At 53.0% G+C, this 26,056-nt stretch carries 13 protein-coding genes; 6 read left to right on the top strand and 7 right to left on the bottom strand.

The window, feature by feature from the left end:
- Nucleotides 1-212: 212 nt before the first annotated feature.
- Nucleotides 213-1,052 (bottom strand): DUF4114 domain-containing protein, encoded by an 840-nt coding sequence (locus tag GEI7105_RS0124470; protein ID WP_017663032.1) that lies wholly within the window; start codon nt 1,050-1,052, stop codon nt 213-215.
- 470 nt (nt 1,053-1,522) lie between these two features.
- The gene (locus GEI7105_RS0124460; RefSeq protein ID WP_017663030.1) at nt 1,523-3,718 is read right to left on the bottom strand and encodes a DUF5682 family protein; all 2,196 of its coding nucleotides are present in this window, start codon (nt 3,716-3,718) and stop codon (nt 1,523-1,525) included.
- A 314-nt stretch (nt 3,719-4,032) separates the two neighbouring features.
- Here GEI7105_RS0124460 and GEI7105_RS0124450 point away from each other — a divergent pair, with 314 nt between their 5' ends.
- The 3 genes from GEI7105_RS0124450 (at nt 4,033) to GEI7105_RS36310 (ending at nt 13,021) form a co-directional block, all read left to right on the top strand.
- Nucleotides 4,033-5,793, top strand: coding sequence for a methyl-accepting chemotaxis protein (locus GEI7105_RS0124450; RefSeq protein WP_158413261.1), 1,761 nt, complete (start codon nt 4,033-4,035; stop codon nt 5,791-5,793).
- A 511-nt stretch (nt 5,794-6,304) separates the two neighbouring features.
- Nucleotides 6,305-11,794 (top strand): non-ribosomal peptide synthetase, encoded by a 5,490-nt coding sequence (locus GEI7105_RS36315; protein ID WP_017663026.1) that lies wholly within the window; start codon nt 6,305-6,307, stop codon nt 11,792-11,794.
- A gap of 54 nt (nt 11,795-11,848) precedes the next feature.
- Nucleotides 11,849-13,021 (top strand): SDR family oxidoreductase, encoded by a 1,173-nt coding sequence (locus GEI7105_RS36310; protein WP_017663025.1) that lies wholly within the window; start codon nt 11,849-11,851, stop codon nt 13,019-13,021.
- 270 nt (nt 13,022-13,291) lie between these two features.
- On the opposite strand, the gene GEI7105_RS0124430 is transcribed toward GEI7105_RS36310, so the two are convergent.
- The 3 genes from GEI7105_RS0124430 to GEI7105_RS0124420 form a co-directional block, all read right to left on the bottom strand.
- The gene (locus tag GEI7105_RS0124430) at nt 13,292-15,439 is read right to left on the bottom strand and encodes an ankyrin repeat domain-containing protein (protein ID WP_017663024.1); all 2,148 of its coding nucleotides are present in this window, start codon (nt 15,437-15,439) and stop codon (nt 13,292-13,294) included.
- Nucleotides 15,430-17,043, bottom strand: a complete 1,614-nt coding sequence (locus GEI7105_RS0124425; protein WP_017663023.1) for an ankyrin repeat domain-containing protein — start codon at nt 17,041-17,043, stop codon at nt 15,430-15,432. Before GEI7105_RS0124425 ends, GEI7105_RS0124430 begins: the two co-directional genes overlap by 10 nt.
- 267 nt (nt 17,044-17,310) lie before the next feature.
- Nucleotides 17,311-18,879 (bottom strand): FAD-dependent oxidoreductase, encoded by a 1,569-nt coding sequence (locus GEI7105_RS0124420; RefSeq protein WP_017663022.1) that lies wholly within the window; start codon nt 18,877-18,879, stop codon nt 17,311-17,313.
- A 704-nt stretch (nt 18,880-19,583) separates the two neighbouring features.
- Between GEI7105_RS0124420 and crtH the strand changes: the two genes are divergently transcribed.
- Complete coding sequence (crtH, locus tag GEI7105_RS0124410) at nt 19,584-21,095, top strand: carotenoid isomerase (RefSeq protein ID WP_017663020.1); 1,512 nt, start codon at nt 19,584-19,586, stop codon at nt 21,093-21,095.
- 262 nt (nt 21,096-21,357) lie between these two features.
- Here the strand turns inward: crtH and GEI7105_RS36305 are convergent, their stop codons facing one another.
- Nucleotides 21,358-21,999 carry a lysozyme inhibitor LprI family protein gene (locus tag GEI7105_RS36305; RefSeq protein ID WP_083862539.1) on the bottom strand — a complete coding sequence of 214 codons (642 nt, stop codon included), beginning with the start codon at nt 21,997-21,999 and terminating at the stop codon, nt 21,358-21,360.
- A gap of 204 nt (nt 22,000-22,203) precedes the next feature.
- On the opposite strand from GEI7105_RS36305, the gene GEI7105_RS32320 reads away from it, so the two are divergent.
- Together GEI7105_RS32320 and GEI7105_RS0124395 are read left to right on the top strand one after the other, a co-directional pair.
- The gene (locus tag GEI7105_RS32320) at nt 22,204-22,518 is read left to right on the top strand and encodes an SH3 domain-containing protein (protein ID WP_158413260.1); all 315 of its coding nucleotides are present in this window, start codon (nt 22,204-22,206) and stop codon (nt 22,516-22,518) included.
- An 87-nt stretch (nt 22,519-22,605) separates the two neighbouring features.
- On the top strand, nt 22,606-22,965 hold the full coding sequence (locus tag GEI7105_RS0124395) for a hypothetical protein (protein WP_017663017.1): 360 nt from the start codon (nt 22,606-22,608) through the stop codon (nt 22,963-22,965).
- A gap of 55 nt (nt 22,966-23,020) precedes the next feature.
- Here GEI7105_RS0124395 and GEI7105_RS0124390 read toward each other — a convergent pair whose 3' ends face one another.
- Nucleotides 23,021-25,441: a sucrose synthase gene (locus GEI7105_RS0124390; protein WP_017663016.1), complete on the bottom strand. Its 2,421-nt coding sequence runs from the start codon at nt 25,439-25,441 to the stop codon at nt 23,021-23,023.
- Nucleotides 25,442-26,056 lie beyond the last annotated feature (615 nt).

Raw genomic sequence — 26,056 nt, 5'->3', positions numbered from 1 at the left:
CCTTCGCCCCCCTTTGTAAGGGGGGTTGGGGGGATGGTTGGGGGGATGGTTGGGGGGATAGAGGGCTTGTCGGGTGGGAAAAAACAGTATTTGATTCGGATTCCGTATGAGACCGTGCGATCGAGATCTCACCAAAAAAACCCCCCGGTGTCGTCAGAACACTGGGGGGTGTTGGGTTTCACCGAGTCAGCCCGTTCGCAAAGCGACAGAGCTTAAGATTGAGACCGACGGCGACGCAACGCTAGCGCACCGGCGATGGCAGAGAGTCCCAGAACGGTAGAGGGTTCGGGAACTGAAGCGTTGCCAATTTCGCGGTTGTTGGCTGCACCGAAGTCGATGGCAAATACGACGTCGTTAAAGTCGCCATCACCACCGCCCCAGAGGTCTTCGTAGCCGACGATGAGGAAATCTTTGTAGAAATATCCCATCGCGTGCTGTTTTCCGTCGGGGTTGGCCGCCGTATCGACGCCGTAGACAGCATCGACGCTCTGTCCGTCTACGTCTCGGGTGACACCGCCGTTGCGTCCGTTCGCGACGAGAAGGAAATCGAGTACCGTTCCCGCTTTAAAGTCTCCCAACTCGACGAAATCGCCAACGTTGAGGGGGCTGTCTTGAGCCGAACTTCCTGCCAAGGCCGTGTTGGGATTGGCGCAGAAGTCGCTGAATCCGTCGAGACTAGACTGTTCGCTGGGGCTGCAAGAGGTGTCGCCGAAAATTTTCGTTTGTTCTTGGACGATAGTGTCGCCCATCCAAGCTCGGAAGTCGAGCTGGTTGCGATAGCCTCCGGCGGTCTCGCCGATGAAATAGGCTTTAACGCTATGGTCGTACTTCAGCTCGAACGCCGATAAGTTGATTCTGTGAGCACCAATAGTTTCGAGATCGAGTTCTCGTGCTTCTTTCCCGACAAAGTCGGACAGTTCGGGAAGTATGTTTTGAAATTCGTCTGGGGCTTCGTCTCTCGATTTGATTTCAAATCCATGGGCTGGAACTGTCGCAACTAGGAGACTCGCGACAGCCGTGGCAGAAATCGATGTCAGTGTTTGTAATTTCATGGGATCGGTTCTCGTAATTCAAGCGAGTTTTGGTCTAACCTGACAACCGAGATGTTTGGTCTTGTTACAACTCGAACTTGCTAGCAAAGCGTGGCAGCATTCTCTGAGTTGTGACAGAGCCGGATTTGTTTGTCAATACACCCCGACCTCGGCGTCGGCTATCTGAGAATTCCATAGAATTTGAGTTCTTTGCGGCCTTCTCAGCGGCATAAACCTCCTATTTATGAAGGTAGCATCTTAAATTTGATTGGCAATAAATTTAAATTAAAGTGTTGATAAAACTTTTTGAAAATACAGAGAAAACCCCGAGTTATTTTTTTAGCTTAAGTGTTTTTAATTAGATGGTTGTGACGACAAAAAATAGAAGGCGATCGCGCAGCTCAGAAATTTTACGGAGAACGACGAAAATTTTCCCCGACTTTTCGAGGTCGGTGGCAGTTTTCCGCAATATTATATTGCGGTCGAGTGGGCTATTGTCCGAGCAGCATCTCTAAGCCTGGAAGGACTGCATCAGCCCGATCGCCGTCGAGTCCCGTGGATTTTTGGGCAGAACTGCGTTCCTCACCTCGTAGGAGCTGTCCGAGTTGACGGCGTTCGGCAGAGGTGAAATGGGCAAACGTCCGGCGCAGCAGCGGTAAAACTGCGATAAAGGCGTCTTCCGAAAGCGATCGCAGCCAAGTATCGAGAATCTCCAACAAGCGATCGTCGTGAACCAACAACAAGCCACTCTGTTGTAAAAATCCTTCGACCCACGCCGCCGACTGAGTGGGTTCGTTGGCTCGCGAGAGGGCTAAGCTCGTGTATCGGGAGGTGGTCTCGACATCGATCGCACCGCTATCGAACAGCAGACGACAACTCCCGCCGCGAATTAAGCCGGGAACGCGATCGCGATCGAGGAGAGTTTGCAAGGCGTTCCACCACTGTCGGCGATAGTCGTCCCGTTGCAGCAGGGCGATCGCGCCGTGAGCTGTCCAAATTTGTTGGAATCGCGATCGCGCCGCCCCGTCGTCGAGGGACACACAAGCCCCCGGTAACTCGAGACAACAGCGCACGATCGATCGCTCTAACACTCGCGCGATCGCCGCCGTATCCGTTTGACGCACGTTTCCGTAACGCCGAACCCGTGCTAGCGCCGGGAGTGCTTCGAGCAAACACGCCACGTCTGACGTTTCGGTCGAAACCGTTTCGACGCGATCGAGAACGCTCGGGACGACTTGGGGTAACGCCGCCAGTAAAACCTCGTCGAGCAGTTCTGTCAGTTGAGGTAACGTTTCGGCGGTTTGCGCTCGCTGAGAGCCGCAGTCGGCCGCTGCGTCTTCGATGGTATTACCCCACACCGACGCTTCGACGAGCGCCACTTCTAACTCGGGACGCCACACCAGTTCCCACACTTCTTTAAAGGTACCCAAGCCGTCGGCTCGTTGCGGCTGTCCCCAGGGAATCCCCAGCAACTTCAAACGATGCAAGAGATGCGATCGCTCTAAATCGAGAGGTTTTCGCAAATCCAACGCGAGGGTTTTCGCAGTCGCTTCGGGTTTGAGGCGCAGTCGTTTTTGTAAGTCCCGTAAATTCTGTTGTAGCGGGGTCGTGGGAACCTCTGATGGCACTTCTCCGATGCGATCGCCGACGATTAATTGTTCCCACACCAAACGCATCGATACCTCCGACCCCTTGCCCATCACGGCTGTCGTGGCGTCGTTGAGGTCTTCTAGCCCCGGAACTGGGCGATCGCGCAACGCGGCCAGGGCTTCGGCTAACCGCACCGCTTCGATAACTCCGGCTGAGGATGCCTCCAATCCGCGATCGCGCAGAAACTCCGCCACTCGAGCCATCCACCGGACGGCCACGTCCGAAACTGGCAAGTTGCCCACCTCCCAGAGATGACGATACCACCCTGGAGACGCAACGCCCGCCCCGTAGCCGCCGCGATCGCAGAGGCGATCGTCAGTCCACGGTACCCAAGTCGCGCAGACTGAGGTTTTCGGTAGTCCTTTCAGTAAGGCGTTATCGACCTTGGCCGGAGGCATCTGTGCCAAGGCCGGAGCGTGCCACGCCCCACAGACGACGGCGATGCGATCGAACCCTGCTTTTTGGGCTTTGCGAATTGTCTTTCGCATATAGGCTTCCCGCATGGCTTCGATATCTTCGAGCCAGTGGAGTCGTTCTCGCAACGCCGTCATCGCTTCTAAAATGCCCTCGAATAAATCGCTGGCGTCGCGACGCTGTTCGACGATCGCCTCCCACCAACGTTCGCCGTCTGTATAACCGGCGGCTCGGGCTAGTTGTCCGAGGGGATCGCGGCGAATCTGTTTGACCGTTTCGGGAACCTCGCGGGGAGGCATTTCTTGCAGGGGGAACCGATGCTGTTGTGGTAAGTCTATCAACTGGACGGGAACGTCGCGTTCTAAGCCGTAGCGGAGACTTTGCCATTCGGGAGAATAGACGGCGAAGGGATAGTACACTGCCTGGTGGGGTCGATCTCGAACGTAGAGGAGGAGGGCGACTGGTGGAACCATGTCACGACGAGCCGCCAGCGAAAGGATCGGTTCGGCTTCGGGCGGCCCTTCGATTAAGATCGCGTCGGGTTTCCAGGTGTTGAAGGCTTGTAGGACACTGCGAGCCGAGCCGGGCCCGTGATGGCGAATTCCGAAAATCCGAACGGTCATGGTTTTCCCAACAAAGGCGAGTTCGACCCTCTATCTTAAACCCTCTCTTTTCCAGAACTCACTCATGAGAGGCGATCGCGCCGACGACCGATCGCCGGTCTGTCTAATTTTATTTTTTGTTAAAAAAAACTATTTTTCAATAAATTTATTGTTACTTTGTATGAGAAACAATAAATTTCTTAAGCTATTTTTTATTAAATATTTTATATTTATATTGCTTGAAAAATCATAAATTTCAGGCAATTCGAGCGAATTCCGTTTGTTCCCATTGGGTCAAAAAAATGAAGCGAACGATAAAAAGCAAAGGATTACGCGTGAAAGTAGCCGCGATTGCGGTTAGCCTCGGAACGATTCCCGTAATCATTGTGGGGAGTTTGTCTTATTTAAGTACGAACGAACGCCTACACCAGCAAGTTTTGCAAAGCCAAACCGAGCATACTGTCGAAATTGCCGATCGACTCTACAATTTTATGCTGGAGCGCTATGGCGATCTGTGGTCGGTGTCCCATCTGCCGACATTTTCTAACCCTCGCGTTTCCCAAACTCTATCGACAGAGGAAAAAGAAAACCTACTGAATACCGTTGTAGATGCCTATGAAATTTACGATAGCTTGGCGGTGTTCGATCGCAACGGTGGCGTTCTGTTTCGATCGCAGGGAAACGTCACGCCCCAACAGAGCGATCGTTCCTATTTCCAACTCGCCCAACAGAGCGATCGCCCGATTATCAGCCAACCCGAACGCTCTCCCGCCACAGAAAAACTTTCGATTTATATCACATCGCCCATACGCGATCGCGAGACGGGGGAACTACTCGGAATTTTAAGAGCGAGGCTTCCCGTCAACGTCCTCGAAAACTTAATTCAAGTCGTTAACAACTCCGATCGGCGACATATCCACATCGTCGATCGCTCGGGACGAACATTTATCAACATCAACAGCGACGTACTGGACGAAAACATTTTTAACACCTTTCCCCTGGTTCGAGACGCCTACGAAACTGACCGTCTCGCCATCGATATCGTCGAGAGTCTCGAAAGTCAGGAAAAACGGCTGATGTCCGTCGTCCCGCTACGAAACGCCGATCGCATAGCTCCCCTCGACTGGAGCGTTATCGTCGATGTCGATCCCGAAATTGCCTTTGCCACCTCGAACCAACTCCTACGAACCATCGGCCTCGGCAGCGTCGCCACCCTCGCCAGCGTCGCGGTTATCGCGATCGCCGTCAGCCTCTTCATCACCGAACCGATGGTTCGGCGCATTACTTCCGTCGTACAAACGATCGTCAGCGCCTCTAGCGAAATGGCGTCCACGGTCGAACAACAAGAACGGACTCTCCAACAGCAAGCTGCTTCCGTCAACCAATCTACCGCAACGGCGGACGAACTCAACGCTTCCTCTCAGCGATCGGCCGAACGGGCGCAAGCCGCAGAACTTCAAGCTCGACAGGTGTTGCAACTGGCAGAAGAGGGTACGGTGTTCGTCGAACAAACCTTAAAGGGAACGAACGACGTACAGAATAAAGTCGAAACCATTGCCGAACAAATTTCGCAATTGAGCGACTTCACCCGTCAAATCGGAACGATTTCGACGCTCGTGAGCGATCTGGCCAACCAAACCAATATGTTAGCCCTTAATGCCTCGGTTGAAGCCGTGCGTGCTGGAGAACACGGAAAAGGCTTTGCAGTCGTCGCCAGCGAAATTCGCAAACTCGCTGACCAAAGCCGAAGTTCGGCACAAAGAATAGACAACCTCGTGTCTACGATTCAATCGGCCATCGAGACCACGGCGACGGCGACTGAAGATGGAACGAAAACGCTGTCGAAGACGATGGCGATCGCTACCAGTACGGCAGAGAAATTCGTCGGGGTGAAAGATGCGATTCGAGATATCGCGATCGGGTCTCAACAAATCGCCGCTACTGCCAATCAACAAGCTCGGGCGATCGAGCAACTCGTCGAGGCCATGAACGCCCTCGATCGCGGTGTCGGCGAAACGGCTAGCAGTATCAGTCAAACTCGCCTCGGTAGCCAGGATCTCAACCAAGCCGCACTGACGTTACAGAAAATGGTTTGAGACCATTTTACAAAAATCGTGCCGTACTCGAACAGTCAATCGCCTTGTATGGCGGGGATTGCCCACCAGTAAAACTTTCAAAGTTTAGAAACGGGGATCGCAATGCTTTGTCGGCGAACGTCAGGGGAGATCGTCCGGCTCTCCTGTTGAAGAGAGTCCGATCGGTGCGATCGATTTCGTTTCAAATCTCAAAAAAAATACACGAACTAACGGACAAATCGTTATGTTCGATCGCGCGATCCCGATCGACCGTAACGTCCTGGCCAACGCGAGAACTTAGCATAAATCTCGAGTCAATTTCTATGAGGATTTTTCCGATTTTTTTTAACAATTTTTTTTCGATTGGGAGTTTTCTCTTACACCCTGTATCGTTTGCGTCAGTAGTTTCCGGTATGAAGTTTTTGAGAGCGTCAAAATCGAGTAATTTAATACGTGGGATTGCGGATGGCAACCGTATTATCACGTTGTTAGATTAACACTATAAATCTTCGATGAAGATACGGTAAAAAAAATGCAAAGTTCCCAGTTTGCCGCCACAGACTCGTCCGCCATCCCCGAACGCGATCGCGACACCGTACCGACGAAACCCAATCCGAAATCCCGTAACGATTGGGTCTTAATCCAACAAAAATTTGAAGCTCGGGCGGAGCGATCGCCCGATGCCATCGCCCTCGATTTTGAAGGCCGACAACTGACCTATACCGACCTCAACCGCCGAGCGAACCAACTCGCGCACCATCTCAAAGGACTGGGCGTCGGCCCCGAGGTTTTAGTGGGAATTTGTATGCCTCGTTCTCTAGAGATGGTCGTCGGCTTATTGGGCATCCTAAAAGCTGGCGGTGCGTACGTTCCTCTCGACCCTCAATATCCACAAACTCGCTTAGCCCTCATCCTAGAAGACGCCCGATCGCCGGTTTTGTTGACTCAACAGGCGTTGCTGGAGTCTTTACCCCCTCATAACGCTCGTACCGTATGTCTCGATACCGATTGGGAAACGATCGCCCGACACAGCGATCGCGATCCCGCCTACGACGCGAGCGACTGTAACTTAGCGTATACGATCTATACCTCTGGCTCTACGGGACGACCCAAAGGGGTGGCGATCGAACATCGAAGTACGATCGCGCTACTCGAATGGGCCGGTGAAGTCTTTCCGCCCGAAGATTTAGCGGGAGTTTTAGCCTCGACGTCGATCTGTTTCGACTTATCGGTTTTCGAGCTGTTCGTTCCCCTCAGTTACGGAGGTAAGGTCGTCCTGGCGCAGAACGCCCTCCATTTACCCACCTTGCCCGCTGCCGAAGACGTAACCCTCATTAACACCGTTCCCTCGGCGATCGCCGAACTCCTGCGAACCCGCAGCATTCCCGCCTCCGTCCGCACGGTGAACCTAGCGGGCGAACCGCTGCCCCTACCTCTGGTGCAACAGCTCTACGAACGCACCCAAGCGCAGCGAGTCTTCAATCTCTACGGTCCGTCTGAAGACACGACCTATTCCACCTATACGCTAGTCCCGCGAGGGGCGAGCGAGTCTCCCGCCATCGGCCGGCCGATTCGCGGCACTCAAGTTTATCTCCTCGACGAACGACGCCAGCCCGTCGCACCGGGCGAAATCGGGGAGTTGTACCTGGCCGGTTGCGGTCTGGCCCGGGGCTATCTCAACCGTCCCGAGTTGACCGCCGAACGGTTCGTTCCCAACCCGCGCAGCACCTCCAAGCAAAAACGCCAACCCTCGAGACTGTATAAAACGGGCGACTTAGCTCGCTATCGCAGCGACGGCAACCTCGAGTATTTGGGACGGATCGACGGACAAGTTAAGATTCGGGGCTTCCGTATCGAGTTAGGCGAAATCGAAGCGTTCCTCTGGCAGCACCCCGACGTGAGATCGGCGGTGGCGATCGCGCGAGACGACCTCCCTGGCGACAGACAACTGGTGGCTTACGTGGTGTCGGCACTCATGCCGGAACGACTGCCCCTACAGGGATCGGGGCGGATACAGTTCGATGGCGTCGAGGGGAGCGATCGCGCGGTCGAACTCCTGACCCTATCCTGTCACGGGGTCGAGCTGGCGAACGTGCCAGACTGCAAACCCGGTCGGTTCGTGCGGTTGCAGTTGCCGCTACCGGCGATCGCCTCCGAACGTTGGCTGGCCGGGCGCGTGACCCGCTGGCAGAACGGTCGAGCCGAGGTTCAATTCGACCTCAAACCGGAAGAACAACCCCTCCTCGTCCAGAGCGTGACGCACCTACTCGAAACTCAAGGACATCTCGACTCGCAACACCCGGCGATCGCGAACCGACTGCGCCGTTTTCTCCAACAACGGTTGCCCGATTACATGGTGCCCAATCGTTTCGTCCTGCTGCCCGCGCTACCCCTGACCCCCAACGGTAAGGTCGATCGCCGCGCCTTACCCGCTCCCAAACTGACCGCCGAGACCAAAAACCGGATCGCTCCCCAAACGGCCACCGAAGCCGCCTTAGCGTTGATTTGGGCGGACATCTTGGGTCTCGAACAGGTGGGGGTTTGCGACTCATTCTTGGAACTGGGGGGACATTCCCTTTTGGCCGCGCGACTCGTTTCTCGCATCCGCGATACCTTCCAAGTGGAGTTGCCCCTACGCTGTCTGTTCGAGCTGCCCACCGTGCGGGATCTCGCCGAACATCTGGATAACGCAAAGCAGCACGAGCGAGGGTGTCAACTGCCGCCGATACGACCCGCCGCTCGAACCGAAAACGTTCCGCTGTCTTTAATGCAAGAGCAGTTGTGGTTCCTCGATCGCCTGGTTCCCAACAATCCGTTTTATAACGTTCCCGAAGCCTTTCGCCTCGACGGGTCGTTAGAGGTGACGGTGTTAGAACGCTGTCTTCAAGAGCTGGTCGATCGCCACGAAGCCTTGCGGACGACCTTTTCTCTCGTAGACGGGAAACCCGTACAAGTCATTCATCCTTCCCTGCCTTGCCAACTGACGACGATCGACTTGCGGGACTTACCCGAGACCGACCGGGAAACGGAAATGGGGCGGCAGATCGCTGAGGAAACCTGGCAACCGTTCGATCTCTCTCGAGGTCCGCTGTTACGGGCGACGCTCTATCGTCTGGGGGATACCGAACAAGTTCTACTCCTGAATCTCCACCATATTATTTGTGACGAGCGATCGATCGGCGTGCTGCTGCACGAACTGGCTGCTCTCTACGCGGCGGCCACGACCGATGCGCCCTTGTCTCTCCCCGAGAGCGCACTGCAATACGCGGACTTTGCTATCTGGCAGCGACAGTGGCTCCAGGGAGAGATGCGTGAGTTGCAACTGTCTTACTGGAAACAACAGCTCAGCGGCAGCTTGCCCGTCCTGCAACTGCCGACCGATCGCTCCCGTCCGCCGGTGCCGACCTATCGCGGGGCGCGTCAGTTTTTCAGTTTGCCCGCATCCTTAACGGAAAAACTCAAAGCCTTGAGCTATCAGGAAGGCGTGACTCCCTTCGTTACGCTGCTGGCAGCGTTTCAAACGTTGCTCTATCGCTACACGGGGCAAGAAGACATTGTCGTGGGGTCGCCCACAGCCAACCGTCCTCGTTCGGAACTCGAAGGGGCGATCGGGTTCTTTGTCAACACTCTCGTCCTGCGAAGCGATCTCTCCGGTGCGCCCAGTTTTCGGCAGTTGCTCGCTCGGGTTCAAGAGGTGGTGTTGGGCGCTTTAACACACCAAAACTTACCCTTCAAACAACTGGTGGAGGAACTCCATCCCGAGCGCGGTCTCACTCAAAATCCGCTGTTTCAGGTGTTGTTTAACTGGGAAAGCGATGGGGAGCCATCTTGGTCGGTTTCCGATCTCACCCTGACCCGCATTCCTGTCGATAACGGTACGGCGAAGTTCGATCTGTTTCTCGAGTTAGCTCAGACGTCCGACGGCATCTCGGGATACTTTGAATACAGTAGCGATCTGTTCGACGCCAGTACCATCGCCCGGATGGTGGAACATTTCCAGACGCTGTTAGAGGGACTCGTGGCGAATCGAGAGTGTCTCTTGTCCGACCTGCCGTTGTTAACGATCGCCGAACGGGAGCAGTTAACGGCTTGGAACGCCACTGAAACCGACTATCCCGAGCGCTGTGTCCATCAGTGGTTCGAGGCGCAAGTGGAACGAACCCCCGACGCGATCGCCACGACGTTTGGCAGCGCTCGCCTCACCTACCGAGAACTCGATCGGCGGGCGAACCAACTCGCTCGCTATCTCCAGTCTCAGGGGGGGGTCGGCCCCGACGTTCCCGTCGGACTCTGTCTCGAACGGTCGATCGAGGCGATCGTCGGGATGCTGGGCATTCTCAAAGCCGGTGGCGCGTACTTACCGCTCGATCCGGCTTATCCCACAGAACGCCTCGCCTTCATGTTGGACAACGCCCAGGTTTCGGTTCTCGTGACCCAGAGCCAGCTCGTCGGTAACTTGCCCGTGCAGGGGGTGTCTCCCATCTGTTTGGATGTAGACTGGCCGGCGATCGCTCGCGAAGACGAAACCGCTCCGGTTTGTAAGGCCGACCCCGACGCTCTGGCGTACGTCATTTACACCTCGGGGTCTACGGGGCAACCGAAAGGGGTCGCCATGCCTCACCGCCCCCTCACCAACTTGATTGCGTGGCAGCAGCGCAATTCGATCGCCTCGACGGGTACGCCGACCCTGCAATTTGCCCCCATCAGTTTCGATGTCTCGTTTCAAGAAACGTTCGCGACCTTCAGCACGGGGGGAACTCTCGTTTTAATTTCTGAAGAATTGCGGCGGGACAGTCTCCGTTTGCTGCGATTTCTCGAAACGGCGGCGATCGAGCGACTGTTTCTCCCCTTCGTGGCACTCCAACATCTGGCTGAAGTGGCCGAGGCCGAAGGAATCGCCCCGACGAGCTTGCGGGAAGTCATCACCGCCGGGGAACAGTTGCGGATTACTTCTGCGATCGCCAACTGGTTCGATCGCCTGCCGAACTGCACGTTACACAACCACTACGGCCCCTCGGAAAGCCACGTGGTCACGGCATTTACGCTGACGGGATCTCCCCAGGACTGGCCGGTACTACCGCCGATCGGCCGCCCCGTCGCCAATGCTGAAATTCATCTCCTCGATCGGCAGAAGCGACCGGTTCCCGTAGGCGTTCCCGGCGAACTCTACATCGGCGGCGTCAGCTTAGCCCGAGGCTACCTCCATCGTCCCGACCTCACTGCCGAGCGCTTTATTTCCAGCTCGCATATCACATCTGAGGTGAAAAGTCAATCTCAAAAACTCTATAAAACGGGAGACTTAGCCCGTTACCGCAGCGACGGCAACATTGAGTATTTGGGACGGAGCGACCAACAAGTGAAAATCCGGGGCTTCCGCATCGAACCGGGAGAAGTCGAAGCCTTGCTCGAACGCTATCCCAGCGTGCGAGAAGCTGTGGCGATCGCCCGCGAAGACGTACCGGGAGACAAGCAGTTGGTGGCGTATATCGTTCCCGCTTCGGCGGAATCGGCCGACGAGTTTACGCCGTTTTCCACTCAGCTGCGCCAGTTTCTACAAACGCAACTGCCCGAATACATGATTCCGGCAAGCTTCGTATTTCTCGATCGCCTACCGCTGACCCCCAGCGGTAAGGTGAACCGTCGCGCTCTACCGGCTCCCGATCGCACTCGTCCGGAACTGGCCGAGCGCTTCGTTCCGGCGCGAACGGGGGTCGAGAAGGTCTTGGCCGACCTGTGGACGCAAGTGCTGAACGTCGAACGCATCGGGATCTATGACAACTTCTTCGATCTCGGCGGTCATTCGCTGCGAGCGATTCAACTCGTCGCCCAAATTCGGGATGTGTTTCAAGTCGATCTAATGCTGCAAAGTTTCTTCGAGGCTCCCACGATCGAGGGACTGGCTCGATGCGTCGAAGCTCAGCAAGCGGGAACGGATACCGTAGCCAGCGATGTCGTTCTCGATCTGTATGCTGAAGCGGTATTAGATCCGGCGATCGACCCGCATGCTGCCGCACTCGTGTAACGTTACCCGCATCGCACCTGTTGCGCCAACAGTCGAAAAGATTTGGAGAAAACGATGAAGTCACGCCAAAAAACTGCCAATATTTTCTTAACCGGAGCGACTGGCTTTCTAGGAGCGTTCTTACTGTACGAACTTCTCGAGCAAACCCCAGCGACGATTTACTGTTTAGTCAGAGCAGAAGATGAAAAAGCCGGGTTTCAACGCCTTGAGAATGCCCTAAAACAGTATTCACTCTGGGACGAACGGAAACGCAACCGCATCGTTCCCGTTTTAGGTAATTTATCCGTTCCGTTATTGGGTTTGTCTCCCACCCAGTTCGATAATTTGGCAAAGACGCTCGATGTGGTTTACCACAATGGGGGATCGGTCAACTTTCTCTATCCCTACTCGGTTCTCAAAGCAGCCAACGTTCAGGGAACTCATGAAGTGTTGAGGTTAGCCTGTCAAGCGAAGGTCAAACCCGTTCATTTTATTTCGACGGTTGGCGTGTTTTCGCCGATCGCTTACGGCGATCGCGATGTGGTTCGAGAGGGAGATGCGCTCGATCGCACCGAAGGACTCTACGGCTACACGCAAAGTAAATGGGTGGCGGAAAAACTCATCGAAACGGCTCGCGATCGCGGTTTACCCGTCACGATTCACCGTCCTTTCTGGATTGAAGGACACAGCCAAACGGGAGTTTGCAACAAATCGGACTTTTTACGCAGTGCGATCGCCGGTTGCGTTCAGTTTGGAACGGCTCCCGATTGGCAAATGCGCGTCGATATCGTTCCCGTGGACTTCCTCAGTCGCGCGATCGTTCGTATCTGCCGTCAAAAGAGTTCGTTCGATAAAGCGTTTCACTACTCCAATCCTCGCGCCATCTCTTGGAACCAACTGATACGCTGGATGCAGGAGTTCGGTTATTCCATCGAGCAGCAACCCGCCCAGCACTGGATTGCCCAAACCATCGATCGCCTGCCGCAATCTCCCGATAACGCACTCTATCCGTTTTTGCCGTTCTTTTCCGAACGCATCCCCGGACAGTCGATGTCGGTTCCCGAAACCTATTTCCAAACCAAACCTCTCAAATTCGACTGTCAAAATACCTGGGACGGACTGGCGGAAACGGACATTATCTGTCCCCCAGTTGACGATAAGCTCCTGAAAACTTACTTTTCCTACTTAATTGAAACGGGCTTCTTGCCTGCGCCGGTCGAGTCTGAAGCCGAACTTGCCGCGAGCTAACGGGCAGTTTGGGTAAGAAAAGTATAGAGGAGTGATACTCCATCCTTTTCCGATAAGCGAGGTTTCAAAATGTCTTCACTACATCCCCCCTTCCCAAGGGGGGTTGGGGGGGGGATGCAGAGTTCAGAGAAACCGCTGTTTGAGAGAAGGATGGAGTCGTGTAGGTTGGGTGGAGGGGACGAAACCCAACAGCCATCAATTTGGGGACTTTTCGTTGGGTTTCCTAACGTCAATCCAACCTAAAATCTATCATCTTCAAGAAGCGATCGCCTAATCTCGAACGGCGACGTAATCCATACGGATATCCCACGGTTCGATACCGATAACCCCTAGTTTTTGGCGTTTTCCGGTTCCGCAAGTATGCACTCCACGGCTTCCCCACGCCGGAACGTAAGCGTCTTGAGATTTAAAAAATTCATCGACAAAATCAAATGGAGTTTTAACATCGTTCGGCTCGATTTGTCGTCGCGTTGAGTAAAATTTCCAAGAATCTCCATAGAGCGTATTTGGCTCGGGATTAGATTGTTTATCGGAGAAATCGTTCTCGCAGAAGTCTTCAAATTCTTCTAATAACTCTCCGCGATCGTACAATTTATAGCCAATTACACCGGCGGTATCGCTGACGCCATATTCGATCGCCTGTGTCTGAAGCTGCTGAGAAATCGCCCGAGCGTCTTTATCTTTGAGTCCGTTTTTCCAAGAATAAACCACTTCTTCGTGAATCACCGTCCACGAATGTCCGTGAAATTTAAAAACAATAAAACATTCGTTTGTCAGTTCCACTTCTTGCTCGAAGACATCGTGTTTCCAAACCGTCGCATTGCGAACTCGACACAACGCTTCAGCGACTTGTTCGACATCTCCCTTAACGAGAATTAAATTATCGTTCAAACAGTCAGAAACTAAGCCTCGCTGCTCGGAAATTGGAAATCGAGTTTGTCGCTGTCCGCCTTTTTCGCGTAACAGTTTTACGATCTCCCAATGTCCTTTCATCTGAGCGCGATCGGCGGCTGTCTCTCCTTCCCACTCTTCTTCACTATCGGAAGTAGTCATGTGAGGATTTGCCCCTGCATCGAGTAACAATCGCACGATGTCGATAAATCCCTTTTCTGCGGCTTCAATTAAAGGAATGTCATGATACCTATTTTCACCGACGATGTTCGGATTGGCTCCTTCTTCGAGGAGCGTTGCGACAACTTCACGATGTCCGTTCTTTACCGCTTGTAAAAGTGCCGTTCCGTATTGAGGAACGATGCGATCGACTGGCGTTCCCGTATCGATAAGTGCTTCGACTTCACCTAATTTACCGTCTTTCGCCGCTTTAACTAACATCAGTTCTCGCGTGCGATCGATCGCACCGGCTTCGCGTAAATATTTGGCAATCCGTTGTTGTCTGGCTCTCTTTTGCTGTTCTAATTTGTTACGGAAGCGATCGCCAGAAAAAGGAGATGTTTCAGTTGCATTCTCTTCGGCTGACGTGTCGCCAAGAACTTCCGATGCTGCATAATCGAGTGCTGTATTTCCGTTGCGATCGGCTAGGTTCACATCAACACCCGCTTCAATGAGACATTTAGCCACTACACTGCTGCCAAATTCGCTGGCGATCGTTAAGGCTGTTTTTCCTCGATCGTCTTGGGTATTGACGGTGGCTCCCGCTTGCAGCAATTGTTGACAAATATCTTTCCGATTGTACCGAGCAAGCTTCATCAACGGCGTTTCTCCCCGATCGCCTGCTACATTTACATCTGCTCCTGCTTCAATCAGCAGTTTTACCATTTCTGCTGATTGCTCGATCCAATCCATCATTCCTTGTTCTAAGACGATCTCGAGGGGAGTCGTTCCATTGCAATTGGGTAAATTCACATCAGCTCCAGCATCGATCAGCAGTCGTACAATTTCTAACGCTCTGCATGCTGCATCAAATAGACGATTATCGCTGTCCTCATCTTCCTCTAGATTTTCATCTTCATCATATAAATCGTCTGGAGAGATTGCCAGAACTCGATCTGTTGCACGATGTAATGCGGTATCACCACGATCGTTCGGGATATTGACATTCGTTCCAATATTTATAAAATGCCGAACAATATCAACATTGCCAAAAATTGTGGCAACATGAAGTGCCTCCGCATAGATTTCTTGAAGGTCTTCTGAATAAGGATAAAACCGAGTGATTTCTCGGACAATTTCGAGATGTCCGTGCCAACAAGCCTCTTTTAAGGGAGAGTCGTTTTCAGAATCCAAAGTGGCACCCGCTTCGAGTAAAATTCGGACGATTTCTAAACACCCCATCTCGGCGGCTAAGCTGAGGGGAGTATAACCCGTGTTGCGATCGCGTTCGTTCACATCCGCTCCACGAGCGATCGCGTTTCGGACTTCGTTGGCGTTTTTCGCTTTTACGCCTGCAATTAACGACATGGTTCTCTCCTTCGATTTGAGTCAATTTCGCTATTCGTCCTCATCGCCAAAGTCTGGCTCGTCTTCCTCATAATATCGCCCCATAGGTATGATTCTGCGCGATCGAGAAAAGCACCTGGAACATTTACCGCACCTGCTTTGAGGAGTAGCTTTACCGCCTCAGTATGACCGTAATACTTTGCTGCTCTGATGGGTATGTGGTAGCGATCGCTTCCATTGACATCTGCACCCGCCTCCAGCAACACTCGCATCGCCTCCACCTGACCGCTACCTGCTGCTTGAGCTAATGCTGTGCGACGGCGAAAATCGGCTCGGTTGGGATCGACGCCAGCGGCGAGCAACCGTTGCAGGCGATCGAGATCTCCCTGTTCGGCGGCGATGCAAAGTTCGATGACATCTAATCCGTCGTGACTTGCGCCTGCGGCTTGTAACCGCTCGACGATCGCGCGATCGCCAATTTCAGCGGCTCGAGTCAGTGCAGTATCGCCATACTGACTTTTGGCGTTGGGGTTGGCTCCCCCATTGAGGAGAAGTTCGATCGTTTCCAAGTCTCGCCGTTCTACCGCCAACATCAGCGGCGTTTTGTCATCAGCCATCGATCCTTCAAAGCGATCGAGAACGGCTCCCGCCTCTATGAAACATCGGACGAGTTCCCGTTGTCCAGTTTCAACGGCGTTGTGCAGCGGCGATCGATCGTAAGTATTGGATGACTCTAGGCTCGCTCCCGCCTCGACGAGCAGTCGTGCAATATTGGTTTGGTGCGTGCGAACTGCAACCATCAACGGCGTGTAATGGCTCCAAACTGCCTCGAGACGCGGAGGAGACGAACGCTCTCGTATGGCTTTGGGGGGAATTGTTGTGATGCGAATTCCTGGTTCGGGTTCGCGAACGATGGCACTCTCAAAAATATTTGATTCTGGGGAATTGCGATCGCGATCGGCGAGACTGGCATAAAACTCGTGACCGCAATTCGGACATTTCCCGTAATTCTGAATAGAGGTAAACGCCGTCTCACATTTCGGACAGTTTCGTTCTACCCCAGTCCAGCGATCGTCTCGCTCGACGACACAATTGAGATTCGCACCAGCTTCGATGAGTTGGCGAACGATGTCGAGATGACCGTCTCTGGCGGCGACGTACAACGCGGTTTGAGTTTTATTGACAACTTCGGTGCTAGTTCCGTCGAGATTGACGTTGCGATCGATTAAGGAACGCACGGTTTCGAGATCGCCGTTTTTGGCAGCGGCCACCAATGCGTTAATTTTCTCTTGAGGCGAAGGTTCTGGCGGAGCGACGCGATCGAGGATTTCTCGAGCGCGATCGCGTTCGGACGGCTCGCTGAGGATGTTGAGATATTCACAAATCGCGCGATGACCGGCGTTTGCGGCTAACTGTAACGCCGTTTCCCCTGACTCGGTTCGGAGGTTGACGTTTGCACCGGCTTTCACGAGTGCGCGAACCATCGGTTTGTTCCCCAGTCGCGCCGCCAGGGTTAAGGCGGTGTCGCCGTCTTCAAAGGGTTCGTCGAGGTCGATTTCTTGCTGAATTAACGCTTTGAGTCGATCGATGTTTTGCGATTCTATAGTTTTTCTTAAATCGTTCATTTTTAAACATAGAAATTCTTGCGATCTATTATACTGTTAAAAATACAGTACGGCGATCGACATTCAAAGGGTGCATCTCAAAAATATAAGTTTATAAGATTAGAGTCTCTGCACTGAATTGAGCTGTTGCTAGGTTTCGCGATCGCTCCATCTATAGACTGAGCGAAGCTGAAGTCCAACCCACCTCAAACTCATATTTTTACAAAAGTGAGATGCACCCATCGATCTCGACAACATCGCAGTCCAGTAAGTTAATTTCTGTCGAGTTTAGCGATCGTAATCTCTCCCAGAACCGTACTGCCACGCTTGCGCCCACTGATGCAGATAATATCGTTGTTGGGGAGACGCCGTTTTACTCCAATCTGCGATCGCCTCTCCAATTGGTGACAGCGCACTGTACGCCCCCAAATTCAAATAGTGGCGCATCCATCCCAACAACGGAAAAATCCCAATCTTCGGAACGATGTTCGTCACCGTCAGCGGTGCAGAAATCGAAGTTCGGAACAACGCCTGAGACAAACTTCCAAACTGAACGACATCTTTTAAAAACGGACGTAACACCTCATCTCCGGCGTCTTGCATCGCATCGAAAACGGACGCCAACAAGCGATCGATCGAATCGGGATCTGTTACCGTTTCATTAACGCCGACACTCATCGTTTGCTGAAACATCCACGTCACCGACAAATTCGGTTGATAGGGTTGAAGTAACGATAACGCCGAGCGATCGAGACAGTCCGCGTTCAAGGCTTCCCCCACACCTTCACTCAACCGTTTTAAATGACGTACCATCGCCCCAAATCCGCCAAAACTCAGCGGAGACTGACTCCCGCTACTGTCTCCCACGGGAAGAATCCGATTCCACGGCGACTGTAACGGACTCTTGCGATACGAGGGGAAAAAGCCGAAAAGGGCGCGTTTGAAATTCAAGGCTTCGAGGTCGATTTGTTGGTACTCCGGTAACAGTCGGACGTACTCGTTGAAGAAAAACTCTAAGCTGAAGCGATCGCGGTGGGCGTCGAGATATGTAAACAGATAAGTGGTGCGTCCGTCTTTAGCGGGAAAGGCTTCCCAAAAATACTGACATTGATGCAAAATCGGCGTGAAGGAAACGAACAAATCGCCAGTTTCGTTTTTAGGGTAGCCCTCAGCGCAAGTTCCCACCACCAAACAAACGGCGTCGGGTTTCTGTTGTCCTCGCACTTGTCGGGAAACGGGGGAAAAATGACCCATCGCATCGATGAGCAGACGAGTGGTGAGTCCGCTGTCTGGGGTTTTGCTGTCGCCGACGTTGACGCGCACGCCGTCGGGATGTACGATCGCCTCTTCAAACGCCGTGTTTTCGAGGAGGGTTCCTCCCGCGTTTAAAAACCGCTGTTTGAGGGTTTCGAGGAGATATACCGGATCGACGCCAATGTTGAGAACGTCGCGAACCCAGATGTCGGAACCGCCGCGAAAGCTGATGCGGCCGGGGTTGTACTCGGTGGCGATCGCCCGTTCTAATTCTGTCTCTGTTAGCAATCCCATCTCGACGAAGGTTTGCAGTTCGTCGCGAGAGATGTTCCACTCCTGTTCGCGGCCTTTGAGCATTCCTCGTTCGACGATCGCAACGCGCCAATTTTGTCTGGCTAACGCCGCACCCAGGAGAATTCCCAGGGTTCCCCCGCAGATAACGACATCCCAATCGGTTTCTCCGAGAGGTTGGGAATTTTGGTGTACGACACTGGGAACGGGTCGATCGTTGTCGCGGAGGTTTCGCCACAGGCGATCGGCGGATGCTAAGCCTTTTGAGGGGTTCCCAGGGATTTGGTTGAGGAGGTTTTGAGTCGCAGACATGAACGAACCTGACGATCGAGGAGGTACAACAGCTTGGGTTTTCTTCTAAGATAACGAGACTGTCAACGTTCGGCTTGCTGCGATCGCCAAAAAAAATCGGCTGAATGGGGTTAGCATTCAACCGATTACGACAAACGAACCCGATCGCTTGAGACCGACGAGACGAACGCACGGCTCAGTTTCGAGCGCATTGCTCGACCTCGATCGATATTCAAGATGCGAGATATCCTGGGTGAAACTGTCGGGGAGCGATCGAACTATCGTTTAAAGCTCTGGGCGCGATCGTTCGATCTCCTACAGTTTTATGTCGTTTTTTTGCAATTTCGGGTACGTTTACAGTTTGACGCTACACTGTTATTCAATAGCGTGTTGGGTCGATCCATCGTGTTGTAAAAGAGGAGGGAGAATCTGGGTCGTTCTCGATCCTTACATTTTTTATTATACCCCAAATGTTCGTTTTTTATTGCAAGACAATTTATTTTTTATGAGTTTTTTTTGAATTTTTAGTTTGTTTTTTAAAATCCGAAAAAATTCATAACTCTCCTCAGTATTTTTAGGGGGATTCCGATCGTAAAAAACACGCAAAGGATCGAATCGACCGTTCGGATTAGCAATCCAAGGAAACTCGCAGGCGATCGCGATCGCGCTTTAAATCCGATACAGTACAGTAAGAAGTTGAGAAAACATATTTAACAACATCCAATATGACTGCAACTGCGGCGCAAACCGACTACGATGTTATCGTCATCGGTTCAGGAATTGGCGGCCTCGTCACTGCCACCCAACTCGCCAGTAAAGGCGCAACCGTTCTCGTTCTCGAACGCTATCTGATTCCCGGCGGCAGTGCAGGGTATTTCGAGCGATCGGGCTATCGCTTCGATGTCGGGGCGTCGATGATCTTTGGCTTCGGCGATCGAGGCACGACGAACCTCCTCACTCGCGCTCTCGATGCCGTAAACGTCAGTCTCGAAACGATTCCCGACCCGGTTCAAATTCACTACCACCTTCCCAACGACCTCGAGGTCAAAGTCCATCGCGACTACAATGCCTTTATCGAGGAACTCAGCGCCAAATTCCCCCACGAACGCACTGGAATTGGCAAGTTTTACGACGAATGCTGGAAGGTGTTTAACTGTCTCAACAGCATGGAACTCCTTTCGTTGGAAGAACCCCGCTACCTGACAAGGGTTTTCTTCGAGCACCCGCTGGCTTGTTTGGGATTGGTGAAATACCTACCACAAAACGCTGGTGACATCGCCCGACGCTACATTAAAGATCCCGAACTTCTGAAGTTTATCGATATAGAATGCTACTGTTGGTCGGTGGTTCCGGCCGACAAGACCCCTGCCATCAACGCTGGAATGGTGTTTAGCGATCGCCATTACGGTGGCATCAACTACCCGAAAGGCGGCGTCGGACAAATCGCCCAAAAACTCGTTGAAGGGTTGGAAAAAGCGGGAAGTCACATCCGCTATCAAGCTCGAGTGACCGAAATTCTCAAAGAGGGCGATCGGGCGATCGGCGTCAAACTGGCTTCGGGAGAAGAATTCTACGCCAAGCGGGTCGTTTCCAACGCTACCCGCTGGGATACCTTCGAGAAACTGTTGCCCGAGGCGGAAATGCCCTTAGCCGAAGAGAAGTGGCAGCAACGCTATTGTAAATCTCCCAGTTTCCTGAGTTTGCACATGGGGGTCGAAGCGGACACGTTACCGCCGGGGACAGACTGTCACCATATCGTCGTTGAAGACTGGGCGAAAATGGAAGACGCCGAAGGAACGCTGTTCGTGTCGATTCCGACGTTACTCGACCCCGACCTCGCCCCGGAAGGCTATCACATTATTCATGCCTTTACCCCCGATCGGATCGATCGCTGGCAAAACCTGTCCCCAACAGAGTACGAACGGCAAAAAGAAGCGGCCGCTTGGCAGTTCGTCGATCGCCTCGAACGGATTTTTCCGGGTTTAGACGCGGGATTGGACTATCTCGAAGTGGGAACGCCACGCACTCACCGCCGCTTTTTAGGCCGCGACGACGGTACTTACGGCCCGATTCCCCAACGTAAGTTGTGGGGACTGTTGGGAATGCCGTTTAACCGAACCGCCGTTCCTGGCTTATATTGCGTCGGCGACAGCACGTTTCCCGGTCAGGGATTGAACGCCGTGGCCTTTTCTGGCTTCGCCTGCGCCCACCGTATCGCCGTGGATTTGGGGATTTAGCGGAGCCAGGGAGAGGGGGAGAGGGGGAGCAAGGGAGAGGGGGAGAGGGGGAGAGGGGGAGCAAGGGAGTACGTTGGCGGTGCGTGACGAGCGATCGGTCTCACGATCGACACCCTATTTTTCAAGTCACGCACCCTTGTATGTTGGGGGTTTACACTGTCGGTGCGTGACGATTTCTCGGTTTCAAGTTCGACACCCTATTTTTCAAGTCACGCACCCTACGGACTGGTGACTGGTGACTGAAACACTGCTCGTCATCTCCTCACCTGGCTGCGTCCCGGTAATTCTCCAAATCCTGAATTCGCTGCTGGGTGAGGCGTTCGAGACAGTTGAGGCGAATGGAGGTTTGAATAGTTCCGCCGTCGTAGCGGAAGGCTTCCCATTGGCAGTTGGCATCGCGGAATTCTAACCACGCCAGTTGTGCGTCGATGAGTTTTTCCCGGTTGCTGTCGTTGAGGGCGGCCATGAGTTCGTCGTAAGTTCGGTTTAGGCGATCGTCTGCGTTGTGGTAGTCTCGCGCCGCACATTCGTTGATTTCGATGGTGGTTTGGGGACTGCTGCAATCGATCGCAGGTGTTTCGTTGGTGGCGGTGGAGTGGTCGCGATCGCTCGTCGAGGCTTGGGCGATGGGACTACGCACTGCTGACGCGATCGCACTTGAAGGCGATCGATGACCAGTCCTATCGGGTGTTGCGGTTTTTTGGCATCCGGCGGCCAGTAGTGCTAACCCGAGGGCAAGATAAGCAAAGCGTGGCAAGTGCGACATGAAGTTCGTTCGTGTGGCGTTGGGGACTGAAGAGATCCTACGAGGGGCGATCGCGCGGTTCCGGATCTGCGGTTTTTGAGTCGAGCGATCGAGGGATTGACGTTCGAGTGCGATCGCTATCTGTAAATTGCGACTCATTCAATGATTTTTAAGTTTAAAAAATATCAATATTTTTGAATTTTTGTAGCATTTTAAACACGATATTGGCACAGTCTTTATTTCAAAAATATTATAGTAAAAAACGCTCGAATAGTTCGCTCGTCAAGCAACTTTAAAACAACAGTCTATAAACTATCCCATGTTTGAATGAGTTGGAGTGGCAAGACGATGAAATTCATTTCGATGACTGTAGCGACCTCTATCGTTGCCTCGAATTTGGCGATCGCCCCGTGGCTTGTAGCCTCTTCCATACCTCTGCCTAACCTGACGTCCGAGAGTCTCGCTCGACGTTCCTGTGCGATCGTCGACGACCCCGATCCGCCACTTAACGTTCGTAGCGGGCCGGGAACTGATTTCAGAATTATCGGACAACTCAATAACGGCACTCAAGTCGCGATCGTCGAAGAACAAAACGGTTGGTATCGCGTCGTTTTTAATCCGCCCGACGGTACGGGCTGGGTAGCCGGAAATCGCGTTCGCGTCGTGTTTTGCGACTAATCTCGCGATCGATTCGGATCGCCACCAAATATCGAGGGGATTCTACCGAACGTTCTAATCTTGAATCTGAATTGAGAGGTCGATCGAATGTCCCTCAACCCTTCAAAAATCCTGTGGGTTTCCATGCCCGTTCTGTTCTCTCTCGGTCTGTCGAGTCTCGCCTCGGCAACTCCCTCGGGGCTTTTCCTAACCCGTGCCGTTCCCCAAGACGAGCCGGGATTGTATATCGTCGATTTTACGGTGTATCAGAACAGTCCCGAACCGCCCCACGTCGCTCGAACTTGGAGGCGTACCTATCGGGTGTACTGCCCTAACGTAACGGTTCGCAACATCACGAACGGCCAGTGGGGCGATGCCATACCCGCTCGAGCCGATCGCCGTGAAGGCCCCGGAACGATGATGTCCGTCGTGGGCTTGGTGTGCGGGTCTCCCAATCGCTGGCGGTAAACGACTGAGAAACCCGATATTTCGCCAGACACCGAGTCTCTGAACTCAGATGGTGTTACCGCTGCATATGGTCTTCGAGCAGTGCCTGCGCCCGAGGCTTGTAGATTAAGTAAAACAACGCCTCGATATAACGCATCATATCTTCGCGATTTTCCTTGGAGGAGTAGTTCCAGAATCCAAAGGTTTTCGCCATCGACAACAGCCGCGTCGTGTGAATCTTCCAGGTGTAGGTGGTGTACACGCGATCGATCCCTTTACGAGAAATCTCCAGCCAGTAATCGGGGTTTTGTTCGCATTTGGTGACGAAATCGATCAGCTTCTGCGCCGTTTCTTCGAGGTTCGTCGGGTTGATGTAGAAACCGTTGACCCGGTCTTGAATAATTTCGAGCGGTCCCCCGAACTGCGTCCCGAAGGTGGGAATTCCCGAAATCATTGCTTCGAGAATCGTCAAACCGAACGCCTCGAACAACGCCGGTTGGACGAACACGCCGCGACGGTCGGCGATGACGCGGTACACTTCCCCGGAGTCGGTTTTGGGCAGACGCACCCCCAACCAGCGAAACTTTCCGTGTAGCTCGTAGCGATCGATAATTTCGTAGAGCTTCCGCATTTCGCTGATTTCTTCGGGATCGTTCGATTCGTCTTCCCGCAGTTTCCCCGCGACCAAAATCAAGTTGCAGTGTTTTTGGAGTTCTTTGCTCTGTCCGAAGCATTCAGCAAGTCCCGTCAAATTCTTGATGCGATCGAGTCGAGCCATTGAAAACAGCGGCCGTTTGCTCGGGTCGTCTAATTTCCCGTACACCTGGGAGGGGTCGTCGAGGGTAAACAGCAACTCTTCGAGCCGTTCGGCGTCGTCGGGAACCCGCTGTTCTTGACGGGTGTAGGGGAAATAAATGTTTTCGTTGACTCCCGGCGGCACCACGTTAAACTTCGGACTGAACAGTTCGATACCCGTCACCACATGGTACAAATCCGGCATCGTAAAGCAGTGGTACGATTCGTACTGACCCACGCTATCGGTGCGTCCGACGATTTCTTGGTAAGTGCTGCTGATAATGCAGTTGGCTGCGTTCATCGAAATTAAATCGGTGATGAATTGCAGCGAGAAATGATATTGGTTTTCCAAATCCTGCCAGTACAAGTTACTAAACAGATATTTGGATTTTTCCAAGGCGTGAGCCACGTTGAACTGGGTCACGTTCAAGCGGCGGGACAGTAAAAACGCCACGATGTTTCCGTCGGAGTAGTTCCCGACGATCAGATCGGGTTTCTCTTTAAACTCCACTAACAGTTCTTTTTCGGCGTCGATGGCGTAGGTTTCTAGATACGGCCAGATCTCGAAGCGAGAAATCCAGTTGTCTGTGACGTTGGGGTTGAATTTGCGGAAGGGAACGCGCAAAATCCAGGCGTCGTCGGTTCCCCAGATTTTTTCGAGCCGTTCGTTGCAGCGGGTTCCGTCGGCGTTGGGAATCAACCGGCTCAAGACGATCACTTTGGGGTGAACGCCGAGTACGTCCAAACCGGCTTGTTGGAGTTCGGTTTGCAGTTGTTTTTCGAGACTGCGAGCTTGGTCGAGGACGTAGACCACTTGACCGCCGGTGTCGGGACGACCGAGGACGCCTTCTTGACCGAACCAGCCGTGAACGGACACCAAGACGATCCGAAAAATCATGGGAATCCGCGAGAGGAAGCCTTCGAGAACGCTATCGTCGGGAGAGTCGATCAGTTCGTCGAGGATTTCGAGGGTTTCGCGGACGCGGTTGGCGGTATTTCCCCATCCCGGCTCGAATCCCATGTCTTGGAGGTCGAAGCGGAAGTTTTCGTAGGGGTCGTTTTCAGGGCGTTGGCTGACGAAGCCGATCGCCTGTTTGACGCGATCGCTCAGTTGTTCCCAGCTCCCGATTCGGGGGTTGATCATCAGTTTCAAGCCGTTGTAGGAATGGAGGCTGAGAAACTGAAACAGGGTTTCTTTCCACTGTCGCGGAGCTTGGAACAGTTTGCTCGAGAGGTAGCGGTTGAGAAACTGCACCCCTTTTCCGATGTTTTTTGGGTCGCGGATGGTGGGGGAATAGTCGTAAAACGGCTCGAAATCGATCTCGAAAACGTCTCCTTCTTGGGGCTTGTAGCGATCGACGAAGCGATCGCGCGTGTCGAGAAGGTCTTGCACCGTCATTTTGTCGTAGGTGAAGTCTTCGTGAATCCGAAAGGCTTCTTGATAAGCAATTTTCGGACGCACGATCGCGCAGACACTTTCGTCCTCGACGATGATTTCTTGGGTGTAGAAGATCAGTTTTCCGAGGTTCGAGACGTGCTGGAACGCTTCGGATTTTTCGTGATCTTCACAGTACTCGGTAAAGGCGCGTTCGATGTCGTTACGCAGTAAGTAACGCTGGTCTTTGGCTCTAAGTTCGTGGAGAAATTGGCGAAGTTCGATTTTTTCGTCACTCTTGAGAACGGCGTCAATAAAATAAGACATGAATGAATTCCCTAATCGCAAATGAGATGAGTAGGAGAGAAAGACTCGGGCGTTCGACTGAATTTCAGAAGATTGCCTGAGAGGGTTTCAGTGATGCTAGAAACCCACAAAATAACGTTTCGTCTTGGATGTGGCGATCGCGCGGACAGCGAAACGATCGGTGTCGGGATCGGTGAAGCGAGCTGCTAGAGGAGGCGGGTTGCCCGTGCGGGCGATCGCAGTGCAACTTGACGCGCTAGGATTTAAGCAGCAGTCCGATTGGGACAAAAGTTTCCCAATTGTTCGCGTTTTCCCGTCAGATCGACTTGCGAACTGGTGTTTTTTCAAGCAGACACGACGATACAGTAGACAAACGCACCTATGTTTAACCTTACCGAATTTTTTCGATGGCGATCGATATTGATGTGTTAATAATTTGTGAAGTCTTATTAGAAATTGTTAAAGAAATGCAAAGTTAGCTCAGTGGTGCAGAAAACTTTTCGAGATCGGGGATTTACAAAATACATGAAATATGTTATGGAACTCGAACCAGATCCCCGGCATCTCCAAACTGCCAGGGATCTCCGGCAGCCATTTACCGATCTGGGATTTTGCGGGCAACCCTTTAATACGGCG

It is taken from the genome of Baaleninema simplex PCC 7105 (assembly GCF_000332355.1).
In the GTDB taxonomy this organism is placed as follows: domain Bacteria; phylum Cyanobacteriota; class Cyanobacteriia; order Cyanobacteriales; family Geitlerinemataceae; genus Baaleninema; species Baaleninema simplex.
Note: the sequence above shows the minus strand (reverse complement) of the source record. Positions and strands in the feature narration are given on the sequence as shown.